The sequence below is a fragment of the Streptomyces griseoflavus genome (assembly GCF_014649995.1).
Classification (GTDB): Bacteria; Actinomycetota; Actinomycetes; order Streptomycetales; family Streptomycetaceae; genus Streptomyces; species Streptomyces griseoflavus.
On sequence record NZ_BMUC01000016.1, the window covers coordinates 51,228 to 75,157 of the forward strand.

Here is a 23,930-nt window from a genome sequence, read left to right on the forward strand (position 1 = left end):
CGGCACCCTACGGACGGGACGCCGCCGCAGGTACCATGCCCTCGGTGCGCCCTACGGACGACGCTTCGCGCACCTTGCAACTCCGGTCCGTGGCAGAGCGGTTCGACCACAGGGAGCCGACGGGCGAGGGCCGGCCGGCACACCGACGGGGGCACGGTTCGTGGGGGACGTGATGGACTTCGGCACGCAGGACCCGCAAGCCCCGGCCGACCTCGCCTGGCTGCGAGGCGTCGACGCCTACACCATGGGCGCCTATCCGCAGGCCGAGGAGGAGTTCCGCACCGCGGTGCGGATCGACCCCGGGATGGCCGACGGCTGGCTCGGACTGCACGCGCTGCGCATCGACACGACGGCCGCGCTGCTCCGGATGCACCGGCACCGCGAACGCTTCGGCGAACAGCGCGCCCGGCACCGGCGCACCCTCAACTCCTGGTACTGGCTCGGCTGGTGGGTGCAACCGGTGCTGGAGAGCCCCCGCGACCTGCTGCTGGCGCACGCCTCCCACTGGCTGGACGGCCGCCATGTCCCCGAGCTGGACCGGGCACTGGCCGGACTGCCCCCCGTGGACACCGATCCGCACGTCCGCTTCCTGCACGCCTGCCGCGCCTACCTCGTCAAGGACTGGGAGCAGTTGGTGCGACACACGGACTCCCTGGTCGAGGACCCGGTGCTGGGCATCGAGGCGGGACTGTTCGGCGGCATGGCCCGGGTGCGGCTGGAGATGTACGGACAGGCCGAACCGCTGCTGTCGGCGGCGCTCATGCGGTGCCGCAGCGAACAGCCGCAGCGCAAGGAGCTGCGCTACTGGCTGGCCCGCGCCCACGAGGGGACGGGACGCAGTGCCGCAGCGCTCCCCCTGTACCGGGCGGTGCACCGGGTCGACCCGGCCTTCATGGACACCTCCGCCCGGCTCGCCGCGATCGCCGAGGGCGACGGCTACGACGACGCCGCCGCGGATCTCGCCGCGATCGCTCTCGCGGGTGCCGGGGACACGGTCGACGGCACCGACACGCTCGATCCGCTCTTCGGCACCGAGGGGCGTGAGCTGCGCCTGTCCGAGCCCGAGCCGCCGCCGGCACCGCCGCCGTCGGTCTCCGGGCCGGGGGTGCTGCGGGTGCGGGCGGACGGTTCCGGCCCGGCGTTGCCGACGGGCCCCGCCGATCCGGCGTTACTGGAGGAGGCGCTCGCCGAGCTGGAGCGCATGGTGGGGCTGGAGCCGGTGAAGCGTCAGGTCAAAGCGCTGTCGGCGCAGCTGAACATGGCGCGGCTGCGGGCCGGGCAGGGGCTGCCGGTGCAGCCGCCGAAACGGCACTTCGTCTTCTCCGGACCGTCCGGGACGGGGAAGACGACCGTGGCCCGGATCCTGGGCCGGGTGTTCTACGCGCTCGGGCTGCTGGGAGGTGACCACCTCGTGGAGGCGCAGCGGGCGGACCTGGTGGGCGAGTACCTCGGGCAGACGGCCGTGAAGGCCAACGAGCTGATCGACTCCGCGCTCGGCGGGGTGCTGTTCGTGGACGAGGCGTACGCGCTGTCCAACTCCGGTTACGGCAAGGGCGACGCGTACGGGGACGAGGCGCTGCAGGTGCTGCTGAAGCGGGCGGAGGACAACCGGGACCACCTGGTGGTGATCCTCGCCGGGTACCCGGAGGGGATGGACCGGCTGCTGGCGGCCAATCCCGGGCTGTCGTCGCGGTTCACCACACGGGTGGACTTCCCCTCGTACCGGCCGCTGGAGCTCACCGCCATCGGGGAGGTGCTGGCCGGGGAGAACGGGGACGGCTGGGACGAGGAGGCGCTGGACGAACTGCGGTCGATCGCCGGGCACGTGGTGGACCAGGGGTGGATCGACGAGCTGGGGAACGGGCGGTTCCTGCGGACGCTGTACGAGAAGAGCTGTGCGTACCGGGATCTGAGGCTGTCGGTGTTTCCGGGGGCGCTGACCCGGGAGGATCTGGCGACCTTGCGGCTGCCCGATCTCATGCAGGCGTACGGGGAGGTGCTGTCCGGGCGGGGGCCGTCGGCCCCACCGGGGCTGTGAGGTCCCGGTGGGGCCGAGCGCGGCGTCCGGCGCGGTGGCGACGACCGCCTCGGCGGCTACGTCGCCAGGACATCCTCCGGGGTTCCGCCCGCCCTCGGGGGCGTGAGCGTCACCTCGCGGTGGGCCGGGTCCCTGACCTCGCCGACCAGGAGTTCCAGGACGTCCTCCAGGGCCACCAGGCCCAGGACCCGGCCGGTGGGATCGGCGACCTGGGCCAGATGGGTCGCGGCACGGCGCATCAGGGTGAGGGCGTCGTCCAGGGGGAGTTCGGGGCGCAGGGTCGTCATCCGGCGCCAGAGCCGGCGCGGGACGGCACGGTCGGAGTCCTCCAGGTCGAGCACGTCCTTGACGTGGAGGTAGCCAAGGAAGGAGCCGCCGTCCCCGGACACCGGGAAGCGGGAGTACCCGGTGCGGGCGGTGAGCTCCACGATCTGCGCCGGGGTGACCGCGGGGGTGACCGTGACCAGCGACCCGCCCTCGATCAGGACGTCCGTCACCGGGCGGGACCCCAGTTCCAGGGCGTCCTCCAGGTGCTCGGCCTCCTCGGGGTCGAGGAGCCCCGCCTGCCCGGCGTCCTCGACCAGCCGGTTGAGCTGCTCACTGGTGAAGACGGCCTCGACCTCGTCCTTCGGCTCGACGCGGAACAGCCGCAGGACGGCCTCGGCGCAGGCGCCGAGCGCGACGGTGACGGGCCGGCACAGCCGGGCGAACCAGACCAGCCCGGGGCTCAGCCACAGCGCGGCCGTCTCCGGGGCCGCCATCGCCAGGTTCTTCGGGACCATCTCGCCGATGACGAGGTGGAAGAAGACCACGACGGCGAGCGCGATGGCGTAGCCGAGCGGGTGGATCAGTCCGTGGGGCACGTGCATCCAGGCGAAGACGGGCTCCAGCAGATGGGCGACCGTGGGTTCGGCGACCGCGCCCAGGGTCAGCGAGCAGACGGTGATGCCGAACTGGGCCGCCGCCATCATCTGCGGCAGGTGCTCCAGGCCGTACAGCACCTGGCGGGCGCGGGCGGTGCCGAGCGGTTCGACCTGGCTGCGGCGGACCGACACCAGGGCGAACTCGGCGCCGACGAAGAAGCCGTTGGCGAGCACAAGCAGCGCGGCGAAGAGGAGCTGCAGCACACTCATCCGGCCACCTCCACCAGGGGCAGCGGGACCGTTCTGACCAGGCGGACGCGTTCGGCGCGGTAGTGGCCGACCCTGCGCACCGACAACCGCCAGCCGGTGAGTTCGGCGCGGTCGCCGACGGCCGGGATACGGCCGAGCAGGTCGGCGACCAGGCCGGCCACCGTCTCGTAGGGGCCCTCGGGCACGTGCAGTCCGATGCGCCGCAGCGCGTCGACGCGGACGGCGCCGTCGACGTCCCAGGCCGGGTTGCCGTCCTCCGGCGGGGCGGCGGCCAGTTCGGGGAGGGCCTGTCCGTCGTGCTCGTCACGCACCTCGCCGACGATCTCCTCGACGATGTCCTCCAGCGTGACGACCCCGGCCGTGCCGCCGTACTCGTCGACCACGACCGCGATCGGCTGTTCGCTGCGCAGCCGGGTGAGCAGCGGCCGCACGGGCAGGGTCTCGGGGATCAGCAGGGCCGGGCGGGCGATGCGGCCGGCGGGGGTGCGCAGCCGCTCCTCGGCGGGCACCGCGAGGGCGTCCTTGAGGTGGACCATGCCGACGATCTCGTCAATGCGGTCCCGGTACACGGGGAAGCGGGACAGGCCGGTGGCCCGGGTCAGGTTGACCACGTCCTCGGCGGTCGCCGACGCGTGCAGGGCGCTGACCCTCACGCGGGGGGTCATGACGTGCTGTGCGGTCAGCTCGCCCAGGGACAGGGTGCGGACGAAGAGGTCCGCCGTGTCCTGTTCCAGGGCGCCGGCCCGCGCGGAGTGGCGGGCCAGGGAGACGAGTTCACCGGGGGTGCGGGCGGAGGCCAGCTCCTCGGCGGGCTCGAAGCCCAGGGCGCGCACCAGCCGGTTGGCGACGGCGTTCAGCCCGGCGATGACCGGGCGGAACAGGCGGGCGAACGCGTGCTGCGGGCCGGCGACGAAGCGGGCGACCTGCAACGGGCGGGACACCGCCCAGTTCTTGGGCACGAGTTCGCCGATCACCATCTGCACGGCCGAGGCCAGCAGCATGCCGACGACGACGGCGACGCCGGGGACCGCGCCGCCGGGTATGCCGATGCCGGTGAAGGGGCCGTGCAGCAGTGCGGCGAGCGCCGGCTGGGCCAGCATGCCGACGACGAGGGAGGTGAGGGTGATGCCGAGCTGGGTGCCGGAGAGCTGGAACGACAGTTCCCTCAGCGACTCGACGACCCGGCGGGCGCGCCGGTCACCGGCCGCGGCGGCCCGTTCGGCGTCCGGCCGCTCGACGGTGACGAGACCGAACTCGGCGGCCACGAAGAATCCGTTGGCCAGGATCAGCAGGAAGGCGGCTGCCAGGAGCAGCAGGGGGGTGGTCATGATGCCGCCGCCTCGGCGCGCGCGCGAACCCGGTGACACGGGTCCGCGCTCGGTCGGCAGGGGGCGGCGCAGGTACTACAGGACGATCCGTCCATCGCCGGAGAGGGTCACTCCTCGGTCAGCAGGAGCCCCTGGGCCACCGGGCGGGGCGGCAGGGGCGAGGGCGCGGTCGTCGCGCCCTCGCCCACCAGATTAATCAGGACAGGGCCGGCCGCGGCAGGCGGACGACCCCCGTACTTCCCCGAGCCGTCACCCGTACGGGGCGCGGCGAGCGGTGCGCGGGGGCGGCCGGGGGTCAGTCCCGTACCGTGCCGGGCCCGGCCGTGGAGCGGTCCTCGGCGAGGGCCCGCAGGGTGCGCGCGTCGTCGACGGCGCGCGCCTTGGCGATGCCCGGCTGGATGCCGAGGACGGGCATGCTGGTGCCGTCGCTGAGGTCGAGGAAGACCCAGGGATCACCCGGGCGGAGGTTCACCCGAAGGATCTGCGCCCACTCCAGGCGGCGCCGGCCCACGATGTTGACGACCGTGACACCGTCCTCGTCCACGACGACCTTCGGCCGGGCCAGCAGGAACAGGACGCCGGCCAGCAGTGCGGCCGTGAACACGAAGCTGATCCGCTCCCCCGGGCCGAGCTGTTTCAGCAGCAGCCCGATGAGGGAGACGGCCACGAACAGCGCGATGCCGGCGGCGTGCAGCACCGCCCGGGTGCGGGCGGGGCGGAAGGTGACGGGCAGGGCGGGCAGGCGGCCCGTGGATTCCGACATGGGGTGCTCCGGGGCCGTCAGAGGCGGCAGGCGTGGATGGCCGTGGTGAGGATGGCGCGGGCGCCGATGTCGTAGAGGTCGTCCATGATCCGCTGTGCTTCCTTGGCGGGGACCATCGCGCGGACGGCGACCCAGCCCTCGTTGTGCAGCGGGGAGACGGTCGGCGACTCCAGGCCCGGGGTGAGCGCGACGGCCTTCTCCAGCTGCTCGACGCGGCAGTCGTAGTCCATCATCACGTACGTCCGGGCGACGAGGACGCCCTGGAGGCGGCGCAGGAACTGCTGCACCTTGGTCTCCACGGTCTCGTCGGCGTCGGCGGAGGCGCCGGTGCGGCGGACGACGACGGCCTCGGACTTCATGATCGGCTCGCCGAAGACCTCCAGGCCCGCGTTGCGCAGGGAGGTGCCGGTCTCGACGACGTCGGCGATGACCTCGGCGACGCCCAGTTCGATGGCGGTCTCGACGGCTCCGTCGAGGTGGACGACGGAGGCGTCGACGCCGTGGTCGGCGAGGTGTCCCGCGACGATCCCCTCGTAGGAGGTGGCGACCGTCCGGCCGGTGAGGTCGGACATGCCGCTCGCCGTGCCGGGCTTGGCGGCGAAGCGGAAGGTGGAGCGGGCGAAGCCGAGCGGGAGGATCTCCTCGGCGTCGGCGCCGGAGTCGACGAGCAGGTCGCGGCCGGTGATGCCGATGTCGAGCTTGCCGGAGGAGACGTAGATCGCGATGTCGCGGGGCCGGAGGTAGAAGAACTCGACCTCGTTCGTCGGGTCGACGATCCGCAGTTCCTTGGACTCGCGGCGCTGCTGGTAGCCGGCCTCATGCAGCATCTCCCCCGCGGGGCCTGACAGGGAACCCTTGTTGGGGACGGCGATGCGCAGCATGAGGTCGGCTTCCTTCGTGTGGAGGGGTGTGTCGCGGGGCGCGCGGGTTCACAGGTGGGCGTAGACGTCGTCGAGGGAGATGCCGCGGGCGACCATCATCACCTGGACGTGGTAGAGCAGCTGGGAGATCTCCTCGGCTGCCGCTTCCTTGCCCTCGTACTCGGCGGCCATCCATACCTCGGCGGCCTCTTCGACGACCTTCTTGCCGATGGCGTGGACGCCCTTGTCGACCAGCTCCGCGGTGCGGGAGGTGGCGGGGTCGCCGTGGGCTGCCTTGTGCTGGAGCTCGGTGAAGAGCTCCTCGAACGTCTTCTTGGCCATGGTGGTCCTTACCCTACGCGCTGAGGGGGACTGCTCACCGCCAGGGTTCGGATACCGAGCGCAGGCAGGCGGCGGTCGCCACGGCCGCGGTGACCGCCTCGTGGCCCTTGTCCTCGCTGGAGCCGTCCAGTCCGGCGCGGTCCAGGGCCTGCTCCTCGGTGTCGCAGGTGAGCACGCCGAAGCCGACGGGCACGCCGGTGTCGACCGAGACCTGGGTGAGGCCCTGGGTGACGCCCTGGCACACGTAGTCGAAGTGGGGCGTGCCGCCCCGGATCACGACGCCGAGGGCGACCACGGCGTCGTAGCCGCGGCCGGCCAGGACCTTGGCGACGACGGGGAGTTCCCAGCTGCCGGGGACCCTGAGCAGGGTCGGTTCGTCGATGCCGAGGTCGTGCAGGGCGCGCAGGGCGCCGTCGACCAGTCCGTCCATCACCTTCTCGTGCCACTGTGCCGCGATGACGGCGACCCGCAGGTCACCCACATTGCGTACGGACAGCTCCGGTGCACCCTTGCCGCTCACGTCTCTCCTCGGTGTTCTCTCTACTGGTTGCCGCAGGCGGGCACGGTCGGTGTGTCCAGCCAGGGCAGGTCGTGGCCCATCCGGTCCCGCTTGGTGCGCAGGTAGCGGAGGTTGTGCTCGCCGGCGGTGACGGGCATCGGCTCGCGCCGGACGACCTCGATGCCGTGGCGGGCGAGCGCGTCGGACTTGTCGGGGTTGTTGGTCATCAGGCGGACGCCGCGCACCCCGAGGTCGGCGAGGATCCGCGCTCCGGCGCCGTAGTCGCGGGCGTCGGCGGGCAGGCCGAGTTCGAGGTTGGCGTCGAGGGTGTCCCGGCCGCGTTCCTGGAGTTCGTAGGCGCGCAGCTTGGACATCAGGCCGATGCCGCGGCCCTCGTGTCCGCGCAGGTAGACGACGACGCCGCGGCCCTCGTCCTGGATGCGGGCGAGGGAGGCGTCGAGCTGGGGTCCGCAGTCGCAGCGCCGGGAGCCGAAGACGTCGCCGGTGAGGCACTCGGAGTGGACGCGGACCAGGACGTCCCGGCCGTCGCCGATCTCGCCGTGGACGAGGGCGACGTGTTCGACGCCGTCGACGGTGGAGCGGTAGCCGTACGCGGTGAAGGTGCCGTGGGAGGTGGGGAGCCGGACCGCGGCCTCGCGGCGGACGGTGGGTTCGGCGGAGCGGCGGTAGGCGATCAGGTCCTCGATGGAGATGATCGTCAGGCCGTGCTTGCGGGCGAACGGGACGAGCTCGGGCAGCCGCAGCATGCGGCCGTCCTCGCCGGCGATCTCGACGATGGCGCCGGCGGGGCGCAGTCCGGCGAGGCGGGCGAGGTCGACGGCGGCCTCGGTGTGGCCGTTGCGCACGAGCACACCGCCGGGGCGGGCGCGCAGCGGGAAGACGTGGCCGGGGCGGACGAGGTCGTCGGGTCCGGCGGTGCCGCCCGCCAGCAGCCGCAGCGTGGTGGCGCGGTCGGCGGCGGAGATGCCGGTGGTCACGCCGTGGGCGGCGGAGGCGTCGACGGAGACGGTGAACGCGGTCTTCATCGACTCGGTGTTGTCGTCGACCATCTGCGGGAGGCGCAGCCGGTCCAGTTCGTCGCCCTCCATGGGGGCGCAGATCAGGCCGCGGCACTCGCTCATCATGAAGGCGACGATCTCCTCGGTCGCCATCTCGGCGGCGATGACGAGGTCGCCCTCGTTCTCGCGGTCCTCGTCGTCGACGACCACGACGGGCCGGCCCGCCGCGATGTCGGCGACGGCCTGGGCGACGGGGTCGAGCCGCAGGTCGAGGTCGTCGGTGTCGTAGAGCATCGCCGGGGCGGCGCGGCGGGGGTCCGCCCAGCGCTCCGGGGAAGCCTGGCTGGGGGTGGTGGTGGGAGACGGGTGGGCGCTCATGCCGGCGCTCCTTCCAGGGCGGGCCGCGCGTCGCGGGAGCGCAGCCACCAGTCGCGCAGGCCCCACAGGACCAGTGCGCCGTAGATGACGTAGACGAAGCCGGAGAAGGCGAAGCCGTTGGCGAAGTTCAGCGGGACGCCGACGAGGTCGACCAGCAGCCAGGCGAACCAGAACTCGACCATGCCGCGGGCCTGGGCGTACATGGCGACGATCGTGCCGACGAAGATGTAGGCGTCCGGCCAGGGGTCCCAGGACAGGGACGGGTAGAGGGTGAACAGCCCGCCGACGGCGAGGGTGCCGAGCACCGCGCCGGCCGCGAGGGCGCCGCGTTCGCGCCAGGTCGCGAAGCGGACGGCGATGGAGCCGTCCTGCGCCTGCCGGCGGCCCCGGTTCCACTGCCAGAAGCCCCAGGAGGCGACCAGCATGACGACGATCTGCTTGCCCGCGCTGCCGGAGAGGTGGGCGGTGGCGAAGGCGGCGAAGAGGATGAGTCCGGAGACGAACTGGGCCGGCCAGGTCCACAGGGAGCGGCGCCAGCCGAGGGCGAGGGCGATCAGACCGATCACGTTGCCGATCATGTCCGACCACTTGATGTGCTGGTCGAAGAGCGTGAAGGCCTCGGAGTTGAGCCAGTTCACCGGGTTGCCTCCTCACCGGTGGCGCGGGCGCCGAGCATCCGCTCGACGTACTTGGCGATGACGTCGACCTCGAGATTGACCGGGTCGCCGGGCTGTTTGATGCCGAGCGTGGTCAGGGCGAGGGTGGTGGGGATGAGGCTGACGGTGAAGTGGTCGTCCGCGGCGTCGACGACGGTGAGGCTGATGCCGTCGACGGTGATGGAGCCCTTCTCCACGACGTAGCGGGAGAGGTCCGCCGGGAGCGAGATCGTCACGATCTCCCAGTGCTGCGACGGCTCGCGCCCGAGGATCTTCCCGGTGCCGTCGACGTGTCCCTGCACGATGTGGCCGCCCAGGCGGGAGCCCACGGCCGTGGGCCGTTCGAGGTTGACGCGGGAGCCGACGGCGAGGGCGCCGAGGCTGGAGCGGTTGAGGGTCTCGGCCATCACGTCCGCGGTGAACTCGTCGCCCTGGTGCTCGACCACCGTGAGGCAGACGCCGTTGACGGCGATGGAGTCGCCGTGTTTGGCGCCCTCGGTGACGACGGGGCCGCGCAGACGGAAGCGACAGGCGTCGTCGAGCGTCTCGACGGCGGTGATCTCGCCCAGCTCTTCGACGATTCCGGTGAACACTTCCCGGGCCTCCTGCCTCTTCGGGCACGGACTCCGGGGCTGTCGACGACGACAGAGCACGGGCGAGGACACCGGGGGCGACGCCGGACAGGGCTCGCCCGTATGGCGAACCGGTACGGCAGCGCGCATGGATGCCCGCCCGCCGCGCACTGCCTCCCATCCGGACTTTAACCGTCGGTCCAGGAATTTCACCTGGTCAACCGGCCGCTGGAAGCGACCGGGTCGCGGACTGTAACCGCCGGTTCGGACTTTCACCGACCCCGGAGTGCGCTGCTACTGGTACAGGGCCAGTGTGCCACGGCGGGGCGCCCTCCATACGGGCGAAGAGTGTGGGGTGGGTCACAGACGGCGACGCCGGGGCTGCCGGGTGTGGCGCCATCGACAACTCCGGGGCGGAGGCGCCCCCTTGAAAGCAGTGCGAGGTTGGTCCATACCTATTGACGCTGTGGTCTAGTCCACTTAGGGTCCGAGCCACCTGCCGAGGACAGGACCGGCCCGGCGGTGGTGACGACGGCCCTTGCCCACCGCCGGGCCTCACCATGCGCGGATGCGTGCGGCGCGGGACCCGGCGAAGCTGGACGGCGTACGGCGCCGGCCGGCGCGCGATGTCGCATCCGGCGGTGGCCGGTCCGTCCCGGCGCGAAGGGTGCTCCGCCCCAGGGGTGCTCCGCCGGGGAGCGACGGTGTCCGAAGGGACTGAACAGCATGACCACGATCCTGGTGACCGGCGGTACCGGAACCCTAGGCCGGCATGTCAGCGAGCGGCTGCGGGGGGCCGGGCACGAGGTGCGGGTGCTCAGCCGGAAGACCCGGCCGTACGCGGTCGACCTGCGCGAGGGCGGAAAGGTGCTGGAGGAGGCGGTCACGGGCGTGGACACGGTCGTGCACTGCGCGACGTCACCGCGCGGTGGCGACGAGCAGGCCGCGCGGAACCTGATCGCCGCGGCGCGGCGGGCCGGGGTCGGGCACCTCGTCGACATCTCGATCGTCGGTGTGGACCGGGTGCCGTACGGCTATTACCGGTCCAAGCTGGCGGTGGAGCGGCTGATCGAGGACTCGGGGACCGGCTGGACGGTGCTGCGCGCCACCCAGTTCCACGATCTGGTCCTCACCGTGCTCCAGGGTCTGGCGAGGCTTCCGGTCGTGCCGCTGCCCGCCCGGGTGAAGGACCAGCCCGTCGACGTCACGGAGGTGGCGGACCGTCTGACCGGGCTGGCCCTGGGCGCGCCGGCGGGCCGCGTGGACGACATGGGCGGACCCGAGGTCCGGACGTTCGACTCCCTCGCCCGCGCGTATCTGCGGGCCACGGGCCGCCGTCGTGCGGTGGTGAAGGTTCCGCTGCGCGGTGCGGCCTACCGGGCCTTCCGCGACGGCGGCCACCTCGCTCCGGACCACGCGGTCGGCAGGACGACCTTCGACGAGTTCCTCACCCGCCGGTTCGGCGCCGGCGCCGCACACCGGTAGGGAACGTCCCCGCCCGGCCGGTGAGCGGCACGCCCCGGGGGGGGCCGAACCCGCTGCCCCCGATGCCGGGTGGGACGCCGGCTCCCGGCGGGCGGATCAGTGCCCCGGGGTGCCGAAGAGTTCGTCCTGGGCCCGGTCGCGGGCGGTCAGGAGGGCTCCGCGCAGCACCGCGCCGCCGCCGAGGGTGCTGGGGCGCACCTCGGCCGGCAGCGGGGACAGCGCGGCCAGCCGGTCCCGGACCCGGGATGCCAGCGGTTCGCCGCCCGCCTGCCCGATCTCCCCGCCCAGGACCACGCAGCCGGGGTCCAGCAGCGCGACCACGGACGCGGCGCCCACCGCGATCCGGTCGGCCAGGGCGTCGAGGAAGGGTGCGCCGGCGGAGGTGGCGGCGGCGGTCCGTACCGCACCCGCCGCTCCTGAGGTGGCCTCCCGCTCCGCCTCGACGCCGTACTCCCGCGCCAGCTCCGCGACCGCCGCCGACCCGACCAGGGAGTGGAAGCCGCCCTCGCAGTCGGTGGCCGAGGGCAGGCCGCGGGTGCCCGGGACCGGGAGGAAGCCGATCTCGCCCGTGCCGCCGGAGGCGCCCCGGCGCAGGGTTCCGTCGAGGATCACGGCCGCTCCGGTGCCGTGGCCCAGCCAGAGCAGGACGAAGGTGTCCCGGTCGCGTGCCGCGCCGTAGCGCTGCTCGGCGAGCGCGGCGAGGTTGGTCTCGTTCTCCACGCTGACGCGTGCCTGGGGGAGCCGGTCCTGCAGCGCGGCGACCAGGCGGCGGTGCCACGCGGGCAGGCCGGTGGAGTCGCGCAGTTCGCCGCTCGCGGGGTCGATCAGCCCCGGCGCCCCGATCCCGACGGTGTGCAGCCGGTCGGCGCCCGCCTCCTTCGCCGTCCGCTCGACCAGTTCGACCGCCCGGTCCACCGCCGTCCCCGTGCCGGTGTCGCCGGTGATGGGCGCGGCGGCCTCGGCCAGGACCTCGCCGACGAGGTCGGACACGACCACGGCGACGCCTTCGGTGCGCACGTCCAGCGCGGCCAGGTGCGCCCGGCCCGCGACGATGCCGTACAGCTTGGCGTTGGGGCCGCGGCGCTGCTCCTTCGCCTCACCGGCCACCGCGATGAGGCCGGCCTCGCCGAGACGCTCGACGAGGTCGGCGACGGTGGGCCGGGACAGACCGGTCAGCTGCTTCAACTGCCCCGCCGTGAGCGGCCCCTGCTGCTGGAGCAGGCGCAGGGCGAGCCGGTCGTTGATGGCTCTGGCGGTGCTCGGGGATGCGGCCATGCCGGGATCCTTCCAGATCGGCGGGACCGGTCGGCGCGAGGACCGGCGGCGCGGGGCGGCGCGGAGGACGGACCTGGGGCGCCGGGGAACGCAGGGTCACGCCCCCTTATCTATCAGGCAAGGTTCCTGATAGTTTACGGCGGCGCTTGAGGGAACGGACCACCGGGAGGGGCGGCGCGATGAGCACAGGGGTGTACGCACCACAGGAGGTGAGGCGGGCACGGTACGCCGTGGGGGCGGTGTTCGCCGTGCACGGCGCGGTCACCGGCTCGTTCGCCACCCGCGTCCCCTGGATCCAGGACCACGCCGGGGTGAGCGCCGGGCAGCTGGGCCTCGCGCTCGCCTTCCCCGCGCTCGGCGCCTCCCTCGCCATGCCCCTGGCGGGGAGCATCAGCCACCGCTTCGGCGCCCGCAACGCGCTGCGCGGGCTGATCGCGCTGTGGACGCTCGCGCTGGTCCTGCCGTCGGTCTCCCCCAACCTGCTCACCCTCTGTCTGGCCCTGTTCGTCTACGGCGCCACGGCGGGCATGTCGGACGTGGCGATGAACGCGCTGGGCGTGGAGGTGGAGAACCGCCTCGACAAGTCGATCATGTCCGGGCTGCACGGCATGTGGAGCGCCGGCGCCCTGATCGGTTCGGCGGCCGGCACGCTCGCCGCCCACCTCGGCACGGACGCCCGGCTGCACCACGCCCTCGCGGCGGCCGTGCTGACGGTGACGGGCGTCGCCGCCTGCGCCTGGGTGCTCGATCTCCAGCCCACCGTCGACGAGGAGCCGCCGCCGCGGTTCGCGCTGCCGCCCCGCTCCGCGCTGCTGATCGGCGCCATCGGATTCTGCGCGGTGTTCGCGGAGGGCGCGAGCCTGGACTGGTCGGCGGTCTATCTGCGCGACCAGCTGGAGACGTCCGCGGGTCTCGCGGCGGCCTGCACCACCGGCTTCACGCTCACCATGGCGATCGCCCGGATCGCCGGAGACCGTGTCGTCGACCGTTTCGGCGCCGTGCGCACGGTCCGCACGAGCGGTGTCGTCGCCGTGCTCGGCGGGCTGCTGATCGTCCTCGCCGAACACCCCGCGACGGCGATGGCCGGCTTCGCGCTGATGGGCCTCGGCATCGCGGTCGTGGTGCCGCTGTGCTTCGCCGCGGCGGGCCGCAGCGGCGCGAACCCGAGCCTGGCCATCGCGGGCGTCGCGACCATCACCTACACCTCGGGGCTGATCGCCCCCAGCGCCATCGGCCTGCTGGCCCAGGCGACCAGCCTGCTGGTGTCGTTCGTCCTGGTGACGGTGCTCTCGTGCGGTGTCGCGGGGTTCGCGGGCGTCCTGCGCGCGGGAGACCGCACAACGGTCACGCGTCCGGACGCAGCAGTTCCCGAGCCGCGTCCCTGAACGCCTCGCTCCAGGGCGCCGGGCGCAGCGTCGTGGCGTCCAGCCGCACCAGCACCCGGCTGCCCCGGGCGTAGGTCACCGTGCCGTCGGCCGAACAGAAGCGGAAGCCGTAGGTGAGTCCGGTGGTGCCGAGCCGGTCCAGCCAGAGGTGGACGCCGTAGGTGCCCGGCCGGGTCACGGGGGCGTCGTAGGTGACGCGCAGTTCCCTCACCGCGTTGCAGGCGTCACCGGCCGCGTTCCAGTCGCCCTCGAAGCGGACGCCGTTGTCGTGCCAGAGCTCGGTCCAGGCCCGCTCGACCAGCAGCGGATAGCGGGCGTTGTGCAGCAGCCCCAGCGCGTCGAGGTCGTCGAAGTGGACGGTCACGGGGATCAGCCGGCCGTGGGAGAGGGTGGGGGCGAGCGTTGCTTCGGCGGTCACGGGTGGGACTCCTGGGACGTACGGGACGAGTGCCGCTCTCCATCGAACGACGGCGCACCCTCATCCTAAGCAGACGCTCAGCAGGCGGGAGGGGCCCGGCCACCTGTACGAAGCACGGTTGATCAGCCCGCACAATGGTCCGGACACGCTGGCCTGACGACGAAAGCGACACCCCATGAAACTCGGCGTCCGCTGGACACTGCACGGCGACGGACGCACCCCGGCGCCCGGCGCGGTGGTCCGCCCCGACGAACGGCTCTCCTGGCCCCGCACCGCGGGCCTGGGCGCCCAGCACGTGGTGGCGATGTTCGGTGCCTCCTTCGTCGCCCCGGTGCTCATGGGTCTCGACCCCAACCTGGCCATCATGATGTCGGGCGTCGCGACGATCGTCTTCCTGCTGGCGACGCGCGGCCGGGTGCCCAGCTACCTGGGCTGCTCGCTCTCGTTCGTGGGTGTCGCCGCGGTCATCCGGGCCGACGGCGGCTCCAGCGCCACCGTCACGGGCGCGGTGTTCGTGGTCGGCGCCGCGCTCTTCCTGGTGGGTCTCGCGGTGCGGCGGTTCGGGGCGCGGATCATCCACGCCGCGATGCCGCCGATCGTGACCGGCGCGGTGGTGATGCTGATCGGCTTCAACCTGGCGCCGGTGACCGCCGCCACCTACTGGCCGCAGGACCAGTGGACCGCCCTGTTCGTGATGCTGTTCACCGGTCTGGCCGTGGTCTGCCTGCGCGGTTTCTGGTCCCGGATCGCGATCTTCCTCGGTCTGGTCTTCGGATACGTCCTGTCCTGGGCCCTCGACCTGATCTTCGGCAAGATCCACTCGGCGGACGCCGGCGGCAAGGTCACCGACCACTGGCGCCTGGACCTGTCCGCGGTGGGCCGGGCGGACTGGATCGGCCTGCCGACCCTGCACGGGCCGTCCTTCGAGCTGTCGGCGATCCTCGTCGCCCTGCCGGTGGTCATCGCCCTGGTCGCGGAGAACGCCGGGCACGTGAAGGCGGTCGGCGAGATGACCGGCGACAACCTCGACGACAAGCTCGGCACGGCCATCTCCGCGGACGGTGTCGGCTCCATGCTGTCCACGGCCGTCGGCGGCCCGCCCAACACCACCTACTCCGAGAACATCGGCGTGATGGCCGCGACCCGCGTGTACTCCACCGCCGCGTACTGGGCCGCCGCCGGTTTCGCCCTGCTGTTCGGACTCTGCCCGAAGTTCGGCGCCGTCGTGGCGGCCATCCCGGGCGGAGTGCTCGGCGGGATCACCGTCATCCTGTACGGCATGATCGGCCTGCTCGGCGCCCAGATCTGGATCAACGCCAAGGTGGATCTGCGCAATCCGCTGAACCTCGTACCGGCCGCGGCGGGCATCATCATCGGCGTCGGCAACGTCTCGATGGAGTTCACCGACACGTTCTCGCTGAGCGGTATCGCCCTCGGCACGGTGGTGGTCATCACCGGCTACCACACGCTGCGCGCCTTCGCGCCGGCCCACCTCAAGACGCAGGAGCCGCTGCTCGACGAGGGCACGTCCTCCTACGACACCGGGGGCACCGAGGGCGATCAGCGCGCCAAGTCGTAGGCGTACGACGGGGTGAAGGTGCCCGGCGCCCCCTCGCAGCCGTCGGACTCGCCGGGGAGCTTCACCCACAGGTAGCCGTGGATCCTGGCCTCACCGGTGCTGAGCGTCGGGGCGCGGCCCAGTTTGCGGCCGGCCGGGTCGCACCATGCGCCGTCCGCCGGGGCGCCGTTGCCGTTGCGGCTGGTGTCGATGACGGCGCCGAGGCTCGACGGGCCACCGAGGGCGCCGAGCACGGCGCGGTCGTAGGAGATCTCGGCGGCCGTGCCGTGGAAGTTGGAGACGTTGCTGAAGATGCCGTCCGAGGAGGCGGCCGAGGCCGCCCCCGCCTGTCGCAGCCAGCCGGCCTGCTGGGCGGGCGCGTTCCAGCCGGAGTGCCCGGCGTCGAAGTAGACGCGGGCGCGGGGGTTGGCCTCCTTGAGCACCCGTCCGGCGCGGGCCAGCGAGGCGAAGCGGTCGGCGCGCTGCCCGGCGGAGAGGCACTCGGCCTGGGCGACCGAGTCGGGTTCCAGTATCACGATGACCTCACCGCCGCCGAGCCCGGCGGCGAAGCGGTCGATCCAGGCGTCGTAGGCGGCCAGGTCGGGGGCGCCGCCCTGGGAGTGCCCGCCGCAGTCGCGGTCGGGTATCGCGTACGGCACCAGGACCGGCGTCCGGCCCTGCGCGGCGCCGCCGGACGCCACCGCGCGGACCCGGGAGGTGATGGTGTCCGGGGAGTAGTCGGCGAACCACACGGCCGCGGGCCGGTCGGCTATCCGGGACTCGATGACCGCGCGGCGCGGGTCACCGGGGTTGGCCCGCACCCAGTCCAGGACACGGCTCTCGGGGTGCCGGTAGAGACGGGTGGACACGGGGGCGGTCTGCCGCTTCTTCGCGGTGCGGGACGCGGACGGCTTCGGGCTCGCCTTCCTCGCCGGGCCGGCGGTGGGCGAAGGGGACACCGACACCGACGGGGAGGGCGACGGCGGCACCGCGGGCAGCGGTGCCAGGCGCGGGGAGGAGGACACCTCGGGCCGGGCCTCGTCCGCACCGCGTCCGTCACCGACCGCCGAGATCATCCCGGTGGCGGCGCCGACGGCGACCACGACGGAGGCGGCCGCGACCATCGTGCCGCGCCGGGCGGCACGCCGACGTTCGGTTCTTCGCGCGGACAGGCGCTGGGCACGCGAGCCTGACACAGTACTGCTCCCCTCCCCCGCGGCGGGCGCGTTCCCCCGTTACGGGGAAGCGTGGGGCCCGCCGCCACTGGCACCACACTAAAGGTGCCACTCTGCGCTCATGGCGCAATGCGAACAAGTCCTCACCCCGGTGGACGGGGTCGTCTCCCGTGTGCGCGCCCTCGACGCGGGGCTGCACGCGCGGGACGGGGTCGCGGTCTTCCACCGCGTCTACCTCGCCGTGACCGAGGCCGCGGACCGGGGCACCGGCGCCGGCCCGTTCACGGACGCCGGCGCCGCGTCCGCGCTGGACGTGCGGCTCGCGGAGCGTTATCTGGCCGCGGTCGGCGCGGCCTCCGGTCAGCGGCGGCCACCGGCCTGCTGGCGCCCGCTGTTCGCCTCCCGCCACCATCCGGGGGTACGTCCGGTGCAGTTCGCCCTCGCGGGCATCAACGCGCACGTCGGTCACGATCTCGCGCTGGCCGTCGTGGACACCTGTCGTACGCTCGACTGCGAACCCGCCGACATCGAGGACGAGTTCGACCGGGTGGGCGAGTTCCTGGTCTCGCTGGAGGAACGCGTCCGCGAGGAGCTGACGCCCGGCCCCGACCTGCTGCGGATCGCCGATCCGCTGACGCACCTGCTCGGCGCGTGGAGCCTGGAGCGGGCCCGGGACGCCGCCTGGACGGCGGCCCGCACCCTGTGGGCGCTGCGCCGACTGCCGGACCTGGCCGGGGAGTTCACCGAGCGCCTCGACACGGCGGTGGGCTTCGCCGGACGCGTGCTTCTCGTCCCGCTGCCCCGCCTCGTCCCGGCGGGGGCCGGACGGGATCAGTCCTCGGGGAGTTCGACGGGGGCGATCTCGTCGTAGACGTCTCCGGGGCCGGGGTTGGTGGGGTCGGTCTCGCCGCCGAAGTGGTGCATGACGCCCCAGACCGCGTTCAGCGCGGTCTGGACGGCGCCCTCGGCCCAGCCGGCCGTCCAGGAGATGTCGTCGCCGGCGAGGAAGATGCCCCGCTTGTCCGCCGGCAGTTCCTCCTGCATGAAGTGCGTGAACAGACGCCGCTGGTAGCGGTAGTGGCCGGGCAGGTTGGCCTTGAACGCGCCCATGAAGTAGGGCTCGTTCTCCCAGGAGACGGTCACCGGGCTGCCGATGACGTGCTTCCTGATGTCGACGTCGGGGTAGATCTCGCCGAGCGACTTCAGCATGACCTCCATCCGCTCGTTCGCGGACAGCGGCAGCCACTTCAGGCTGTCGTCGCACCAGGTGTAGGAGAGGCAGATGACCGCGGGCCGGTCCGGGCCGTCGTCCAGGAGGTAGGTGCCGCGGGTCATGCGGTCGGTGAGCGTCATCGACATGACGTCCCGGCCCGTGCGCTCGTCCTTGTCCAGCCAGAACGGCCGGTCCACGGGCACGAAGAGCTTGGAGCTCTCCATGTAGTGGGTGCGTTCGATCGCGGTCCAGTGGTCGATCGGGAACAGCGAGTCGTCGCAGGCGATCTTGGACAGCAGCATCCAGGACTGGGCGGTGAAGACCGCCGCCTCGTAGGTGCGGATGTCTCCGTGGGCGTCCGTCACCGTGATGCGGTTGCCGGCGGTACGGTGGAGCCGGGTGACGGCCGGGCGCGGCTCGCCGTCCACGTGCAGGGTCCTCAGCGAGGTGCCGTACGGCCAGTGGACGATCTTCTCCGGCTCCCGCTCCCACAGCCTGAGCGGCAGTTGCTGCGAACCGCCGACGATGCCGCGGTGGTGGTCGTCGGCCTCGGTGTAGACGACCCGCAGGATCTCCAGGATGGAGTTGGGGAAGTCGGTGTCCCAGCCGCCGGTGCCGAAGCCGACCTGGCCGAAGATCTCGCGGTGCCGGAAGGACTTGAAGGCCTCGGAGTCGCAGAGGAAGCCGTAGAAGGTCTGGTTGTCGAGCTTCTCGACGAGCTTCGCCCAGATCTCGCGGATGCGCGGGACGTCCCGCTCGCGCAGGGCGCGGTTCATGTCGGAGAAGTCGGCGCCCTCCTCGAGGCACCTGCCCCAGGCGTCGGCGACGTCACGGTAGACCTGGGGCAGGTCGTCGAGGGTCTCGGCGTAGTGCGACTCGCCCTTGAGGTCGACGACGGTGGAGGGCGTCGCCTCGGCGAGGGGGTTGGGGAAGGGGCGGGTCGTCAGGCCCACCAGGTCGATGTAGTGCTGGAGCGCCGTGGAGGACGGCGGGAAGCGCATCGCGCCCATCTCGGCGGTCAGCGAGGGGTCGCAGCCGTCGAAGCCCACGGTGCGCAGCCGTCCGCCGATCCGGTCGGCCTCGTACACGACGGGCCTGAGGCCCATCTTCATCAGCTCGTACGCGGCCACCATGCCGGACAGGCCGCCGCCGATGACCGCGACCTCGGTGCCGTGCCGGGTCGCCGGTATCTGCCCGAGCCCCGCCGGGTGGGCGAGGTAGTCGTCGTACGCGTAGGGGAAGTCCGGGCCGAACATGGTGATCGGCGGCTGCTGCTCGTCGGTGTGCTCGACGGCGTTGGGCACCGTGGACGTCATGGGGGTACGGACTCCTTGCGGGGTGGAACGAAGGCGCGGCGCGGGGAGGTTCAGACGAGGGACCCGTAGAGGCCCGGGCGGCGGTCCCTCAGGTACGGGTTGTCCTCGCGAGACGCGGCGAGGAGGACGGGGTCGGCGTCGCCGACGACGAGTTCCTCGGTGCGGCCGGCCCGGGCCCGGACGACTCCGTCGGGGGCGGCGAGCGTGGACAGGCCCACGAACTCCAGGTCGCCCTCCTGCCCGACCCGGTTGACGTACGCGATGTACATCTGGTTCTCGAACGCCCGCACCGGTACGAGGGACTCGGCCACGAACTGGAAGGGGTGCATCTGCGCGGTGGGCACCAGGAGGAGGTCGGTGCCGGCCAGCGCGTGGGCGCGCACGTTCTCCGGGAACTCGACGTCGTAGCAGATCATCAGGCCGACGGTGAGACCGCCGAGCTCGGCCTGGACGACGGTCCGGTCGGCCGGGGTGAAGTGGTCCCGCTCGAAGCAGCCGAAGAGGTGGGTCTTGCGGTAGTTCGCGAGCCGGGTGCCGTCGGCGCCGACCAGCTGGACCGAGTTGTACACGGTGTCGCCGTCGCGTTCCGGGTAGCCGTAGGCGACGGCGAGGCCGTGGCGGCCGGCGGTGTCCGCGACCGCGTCGGCCGCGTCGCCGTCCGCGGGCTCGGCGAGGCGGCCGATGTCGTCGCCGATCGCGTACCCGGTCAGGAACAGCTCCGAGGTGACGAGCAGCGCGGCGCCCGCGGCGGCGGCGCGGGCGGCCGCGGCGTCGAGGACCTTGAGGTTCTCGGCGACGTGTCCGGGCCGGCCGGAGCTCTGGAGCAGGGCGGTGCGCATGCGTGTTCCTCACCGGTACGCGGGGGTTTCGGGGTTCGGATAGAAGGTACGGTCGGGCGGCTCGGGGGGACAAGGAGGAGCCGTTGCGTGCCGGTGAGCGGTTCGTTGCGTCCGGGGCGGGGTCGGCGGCGATTCGTTGCACGGCGGGGAGGGCGCGGGTGGGGGCGCCCGTTTTCGGGCCCCGCGGTGCACGGGGGACGCGTCAGCGTGGCGGCTCGGTGGCCGGCGATCCCCTGAGGAGCAGGAGTGCCGCCGTCGCCAGGTAGGGCACCGCGAACACCGCGAAGGCCGTGCTGTGGGGGTGCCCGGTGGCGATCAGGGCGTAGCCGCCGAAGGCCGCGATCGTCGCCAGTTCCGTGCCCAGCCCCGCCACCGAGGTCAGGGTGGCCCGGCCGGAGTCCTTGATGCGCCGCTGGAGGCGGGCGTCGGCCAGCACGTTCGCCGCCTGGAATCCGCCGACGGCCAGGGCGACGAGGATCAGCCCCCGCGGGCTGCCCTCGACGGCGCCGGCGGCCAGGGCGATGCCGGAGCCGGCCAGCAGGGCGGCGAGTCCCCGGGTGCCGAGCCGTTCGCCCTCCCCCGCCAGCAGGCTGCCGGCCGTGGCGCCCGACCAGACGAGCAGGAGCAGATACGGCACCGTACCGTCGGCGACCCCGGTCTCCCGCACCAGCAGCGGCGTGTACTCGTCCAGCGCACCCCACACGGCGCTCACGGCCGGAACCAGCAGCAGCGCGCCGCGCACCGAGCGGTCGGCGCGGGCCTCGGCGAGACCGGCGCGCAGGGTCCCGGACCAGGTGTGGTGCCCGGTCGCCGGGGTGCGGTGTTCGGGGAACCGCAGTGCCACGGCCGCCGTCAGCAGGCACGCCAGCACACTGGCGGCGCCGACGGCGGTGTGGCCGCCCCGGGTGAGCACCGGGCCGGCGAGTCCCATGGCCGCCATCACGGCGACCAGTCCGGCCGCGCGGGCCCGGCCCATGACCCGGGCATAGCGGTCGGCGGCGTCGAGCCGCTCCAGCTCGTCGTGGACGAGCGCCTCCAGCGCGCCGGAGCCGAGCGCTCCGCCGATGCCCCACAGCACGAAGCCGGCGGCGAAGGCACCGTACGACGGCAGCAGCACCCACAGGGCGAAGCCGGCGGCGGTCAGCAGCGGGCCGAGCCACAGCAGCAGCCGGCGGGAGACGGCGTCGGCCCAGACGCCGGAGGGGACCTCCAGCAGCACGGCGGTGACGGACCAGAGGGCGAACAGGGTGGAGATCTGCCGGACGGACAGGCCGGTGTCGCTGAACAGCAGCGCGTACACCGGGTACAGCAGGACGAACTCTTCGAGGAACGAGTAGCCGTACAGCGTGGTCGTCAGCCGTCGCACGCGGACGTCGGGGGCACGCGGGGGCGTGAGAGTCATGAGGCCTTCCCGTAAGGGCGGTTCGGACACCGGACGTGGGAGACGTACGGCGCCCGGGGTGGCCCTCGGGAGGCGCGGCTGGTGGATCAATGTCGCCAGGTCATGACGCCCATGCTAGTGCGGCCGCGACGGGAGTCGCACGGCGTTTCGGCGGGACCGGCCGCGGCTCACCGTTCCCGGGCGGGGAGCCGGGGCGGCAGTACGACGTCGCCGCTGCGCTTGAGGCGTTGCCAGGGCAGCCGGTACCCGTTGACGGCGGTGAGGCAGGCCTGCACGAGCACCAGGTACATGAGCTGGCGGTAGACGATCTGCTGGAGCGGGAGCGCCCACAGCGGCCGGAGGCTCTCGCCGTCCAGGCGGAAGGCGTAGGCCGCGCAGAGGGCCTGGACGGCCAGTACGCCGGTCCACGCCAGCAGCGTGAGGTACACGTCGCCGAAGAGCAGGCCGTAGACGGTCAGCAGGTCGATCAGCGGGGCGAGGAGCGGGGTGAGGATCTGGAAGACGGCCAGCAGGGGCAGCCCCAGGCGGCCGAAGTGCCCCGCGTGCCCGCGCTCGACCAGCGCGTGCCGGTGCTTCCAGGCGGCCTGCATGGTGCCGTAGCTCCAGCGGTAGCGCTGGCGCCACAGTTGTCGCAGCGAGCCCGGCACCTCGGTCCAGGCGAGCGCCTCCTCCGCGTAGCGGACCTCCCACCCGGACCGGTGCAGGGCCATGGTGATGTCGGTGTCCTCGGCGAGGGTGTCGCCGCTCATCATCCCGGCGTCCCGCAGGGCGGTGACGCGGAAGGCTCCGACGGCGCCGGGGATGGTCGGCATGCAGCGCAGCAGGTCGTACGCGCGGCGGTCCAGGTTGAAGCCCATCACGTACTCGATGTGCTGCCAACGGCCGAGCAGGCCGCGGCGGTTGCCCACCTTGGCGTTGCCGGCGGTGGCGCCGACGGAGGGGTCGGCGAACGGCTGGACGAGGCGGTGGACGGTCGAGGGGGCGAAGACCGTGTCGGCGTCGAGCATGACGACGAGGTCGTGGGAGGCCCGCCGGACGCCGGTGTTGAGGGCGGAGGCCTTGCCGCCGTTGGGCTGCCGTACGACGGTGACCCCCGGGAGGCCGAGTGACTCCGCGATGCCGGCGGTGTCGTCGTCGGAACCGTCGTCGACGACGATGATCTCGACGGGGTGGTCGCCGGCCGCGAGGGAGCGGAGCGTCTTGGCGATGCACGGACTCTCGTTGTGCGCGGGTACGACGACGCTGACGGGCCGGGTGACGGGCGGGCCGGGGTGCGCGGGAGGGCCCCGGCGGGCGTGCCGGCGGGCGAGGACCAGCAGCAGCGCGCAGCGGCCGAGGACGAGGGAACCGACGACCAGCAGCAGCACGCCGATGACCGACATCGTCGTCCCCGACACGGTCACGGCGGCCACGAACACCCGTCCCCGCCACCGTTCGGCGGTGCCGACGGGGCTGGTGAGGCTGTCGGTGCCGAGGACGTCGGCGAGGGTGGTGAAGCGGTAGCCCTGGGCCTGGAGCCTGGGGATCAGGATGTCGAGGGCCTCGACGGTCCGGGACCGGTCGCCTCCCGCGTCGTGCATGAGGACGATCGTGCCGCGGCCCGGCGTGCTCGGTGTGGCCGCGTCGGCGATGGCCCGGGCGCCGGGGCGTCGCCAGTCCCTGGTGTCCTGGTCGATGAAGGCCAGGACGTAGCCCTTGTCGCCCAGGCGCCGGGCGACGGACCAGTCCGCCCGGTCCAGGGCGGTGGTCTTGGAGGAGTAGGGCATCCGCAGGAGTGAACTGTTGACGCCGGCGGCCCCGGCGAGGGCGAGCTGGGTCAGCGCCAGTTCACGGTCGACGTCGCCCGCGGACCGGTGGGAGAGGTCGGGGTGGGAGAACGTGTGCACGCCGATCTCGTGGCCGGCGCGGATGACGTCGCGCAGGGTTCCGGGGTGGCGCACCGTCTGCTGACCGGTGACGAAGAAGGTGCCGGGCGTGCCGTGGCGGTCGAGGACGGCCTGGATGCGGGGCGTCCACTTGGGGTCCGGGCCGTCGTCGAAGGTGAGGACCACCGTCCTGTCGGGTGCCCGGTAGGTGCTCAGGCCGCCGCGGGTGGTGTCGACGACGGGGCCGCCGCCGGTGACCTCGCGGGGCACTCCGGTGGCCGCCTGCCCGGTGTTCCCCTCCTGGTCCCCGGAGTAGGTCCGGGTCGTGTACCCCTCGGCCAGCAGCACCGAGGCGACGAACGCCAGCAGGAGGAGCGGGACGAGTACGCGGAAGCGGTGCCGGCGCCGGGG

21 protein-coding genes and 1 riboswitch are annotated in these 23,930 nt (G+C 73.0%); of the genes, 5 read left to right on the forward strand and 16 right to left on the reverse strand.

The features are described from left to right. Positions 1-172: 172 nt before the first annotated feature. A complete protein-coding gene (locus tag IE172_RS27595) occupies positions 173-2,038 on the forward strand; it encodes an AAA family ATPase (protein WP_190100149.1) in 1,866 nt (621 codons plus the stop codon). Positions 2,039-2,094: 56 nt separating this feature from the next. On the opposite strand, the gene IE172_RS27600 is transcribed toward IE172_RS27595, so the two are convergent. From IE172_RS27600 to IE172_RS27640, 9 genes are all read right to left on the reverse strand, one after another. Next, complete coding sequence (locus tag IE172_RS27600) at positions 2,095-3,171, reverse strand: hemolysin family protein (RefSeq protein WP_190100035.1); 1,077 nt, start codon at positions 3,169-3,171, stop codon at positions 2,095-2,097. Further along, complete coding sequence (locus tag IE172_RS27605; protein WP_190100036.1) at positions 3,168-4,499, reverse strand: hemolysin family protein; 1,332 nt, start codon at positions 4,497-4,499, stop codon at positions 3,168-3,170. Before IE172_RS27605 ends, IE172_RS27600 begins: the two co-directional genes overlap by 4 nt. A gap of 295 nt (positions 4,500-4,794) precedes the next feature. Further along, positions 4,795-5,262, reverse strand: coding sequence for a PH domain-containing protein (locus tag IE172_RS27610; protein WP_190100037.1), 468 nt, complete (start codon positions 5,260-5,262; stop codon positions 4,795-4,797). A 17-nt stretch (positions 5,263-5,279) separates the two neighbouring features. Continuing rightward, entirely contained in the window at positions 5,280-6,143 is an 864-nt protein-coding gene (gene hisG / locus IE172_RS27615; protein ID WP_190100038.1) for an ATP phosphoribosyltransferase, read from the reverse strand. Positions 6,144-6,191: 48 nt separating this feature from the next. Then, positions 6,192-6,464 (reverse strand): phosphoribosyl-ATP diphosphatase, encoded by a 273-nt coding sequence (locus IE172_RS27620; protein ID WP_190100039.1) that lies wholly within the window; start codon positions 6,462-6,464, stop codon positions 6,192-6,194. Between the two features lie 34 nt (positions 6,465-6,498). Then, entirely contained in the window at positions 6,499-6,984 is a 486-nt protein-coding gene (ribH, locus tag IE172_RS27625) for a 6,7-dimethyl-8-ribityllumazine synthase (RefSeq protein WP_190100040.1), read from the reverse strand. Between the two features lie 20 nt (positions 6,985-7,004). Next, positions 7,005-8,276 carry a bifunctional 3,4-dihydroxy-2-butanone-4-phosphate synthase/GTP cyclohydrolase II gene (locus IE172_RS27630; RefSeq protein WP_190100150.1) on the reverse strand — a complete coding sequence of 424 codons (1,272 nt, stop codon included), beginning with the start codon at positions 8,274-8,276 and terminating at the stop codon, positions 7,005-7,007. A gap of 80 nt (positions 8,277-8,356) precedes the next feature. Then, positions 8,357-8,998 carry a nicotinamide mononucleotide transporter family protein gene (locus tag IE172_RS27635; protein ID WP_190100041.1) on the reverse strand — a complete coding sequence of 214 codons (642 nt, stop codon included), beginning with the start codon at positions 8,996-8,998 and terminating at the stop codon, positions 8,357-8,359. After that, positions 8,995-9,609 carry a riboflavin synthase gene (locus IE172_RS27640; protein WP_190100042.1) on the reverse strand — a complete coding sequence of 205 codons (615 nt, stop codon included), beginning with the start codon at positions 9,607-9,609 and terminating at the stop codon, positions 8,995-8,997. The genes IE172_RS27635 and IE172_RS27640 overlap by 4 nt, the downstream gene beginning before the upstream one ends. A 142-nt stretch (positions 9,610-9,751) precedes the next feature. Beyond that, positions 9,752-9,882: riboswitch (FMN riboswitch) on the reverse strand. 432 nt (positions 9,883-10,314) lie between these two features. Here IE172_RS27640 and IE172_RS27645 point away from each other — a divergent pair. Next, positions 10,315-11,073 (forward strand): SDR family oxidoreductase, encoded by a 759-nt coding sequence (locus tag IE172_RS27645; RefSeq protein WP_190100043.1) that lies wholly within the window; start codon positions 10,315-10,317, stop codon positions 11,071-11,073. Between the two features lie 96 nt (positions 11,074-11,169). On the opposite strand, the gene IE172_RS27650 is transcribed toward IE172_RS27645, so the two are convergent. Continuing rightward, a complete protein-coding gene (locus IE172_RS27650) occupies positions 11,170-12,348 on the reverse strand; it encodes an ROK family transcriptional regulator (RefSeq protein WP_190100044.1) in 1,179 nt (392 codons plus the stop codon). 179 nt (positions 12,349-12,527) lie between these two features. Here IE172_RS27650 and IE172_RS27655 point away from each other — a divergent pair, with 179 nt between their 5' ends. Continuing rightward, complete coding sequence (locus IE172_RS27655; RefSeq protein ID WP_190100045.1) at positions 12,528-13,733, forward strand: MFS transporter; 1,206 nt, start codon at positions 12,528-12,530, stop codon at positions 13,731-13,733. On the opposite strand, the gene IE172_RS27660 is transcribed toward IE172_RS27655, so the two are convergent. Continuing rightward, positions 13,693-14,151 (reverse strand): acyl-CoA thioesterase, encoded by a 459-nt coding sequence (locus IE172_RS27660; protein WP_190100046.1) that lies wholly within the window; start codon positions 14,149-14,151, stop codon positions 13,693-13,695. The two genes, IE172_RS27655 and IE172_RS27660, sit on opposite strands and share 41 nt — an antisense overlap. A gap of 175 nt (positions 14,152-14,326) precedes the next feature. Between IE172_RS27660 and IE172_RS27665 the strand changes: the two genes are divergently transcribed. After that, positions 14,327-15,730, forward strand: coding sequence for a uracil-xanthine permease family protein (locus IE172_RS27665; RefSeq protein ID WP_190100047.1), 1,404 nt, complete (start codon positions 14,327-14,329; stop codon positions 15,728-15,730). On the opposite strand, the gene IE172_RS27670 is transcribed toward IE172_RS27665, so the two are convergent. Further along, positions 15,712-16,833 carry a glycoside hydrolase family 6 protein gene (locus tag IE172_RS27670; protein WP_190100151.1) on the reverse strand — a complete coding sequence of 374 codons (1,122 nt, stop codon included), beginning with the start codon at positions 16,831-16,833 and terminating at the stop codon, positions 15,712-15,714. The genes IE172_RS27665 and IE172_RS27670 overlap by 19 nt on opposite strands. A gap of 172 nt (positions 16,834-17,005) precedes the next feature. Between IE172_RS27670 and IE172_RS27675 the strand changes: the two genes are divergently transcribed. Then, positions 17,006-17,755, forward strand: coding sequence for a DUF5995 family protein (locus IE172_RS27675; RefSeq protein ID WP_190100048.1), 750 nt, complete (start codon positions 17,006-17,008; stop codon positions 17,753-17,755). Here IE172_RS27675 and IE172_RS27680 read toward each other — a convergent pair. From IE172_RS27680 to IE172_RS27695, 4 genes are all read right to left on the reverse strand, one after another. Next, a complete protein-coding gene (locus tag IE172_RS27680) occupies positions 17,716-19,413 on the reverse strand; it encodes a flavin monoamine oxidase family protein (RefSeq protein WP_190100049.1) in 1,698 nt (565 codons plus the stop codon). The genes IE172_RS27675 and IE172_RS27680 overlap by 40 nt on opposite strands. A gap of 50 nt (positions 19,414-19,463) precedes the next feature. Beyond that, entirely contained in the window at positions 19,464-20,252 is a 789-nt protein-coding gene (locus IE172_RS27685; RefSeq protein ID WP_190100050.1) for a carbon-nitrogen hydrolase family protein, read from the reverse strand. 202 nt (positions 20,253-20,454) lie between these two features. Continuing rightward, positions 20,455-21,654 (reverse strand): MFS transporter, encoded by a 1,200-nt coding sequence (locus IE172_RS27690; RefSeq protein ID WP_190100051.1) that lies wholly within the window; start codon positions 21,652-21,654, stop codon positions 20,455-20,457. 167 nt (positions 21,655-21,821) lie between these two features. Further along, positions 21,822-23,867 (reverse strand): bifunctional polysaccharide deacetylase/glycosyltransferase family 2 protein, encoded by a 2,046-nt coding sequence (locus IE172_RS27695; RefSeq protein ID WP_229886488.1) that lies wholly within the window; start codon positions 23,865-23,867, stop codon positions 21,822-21,824. Positions 23,868-23,930: the final 63 nt, after the last annotated feature.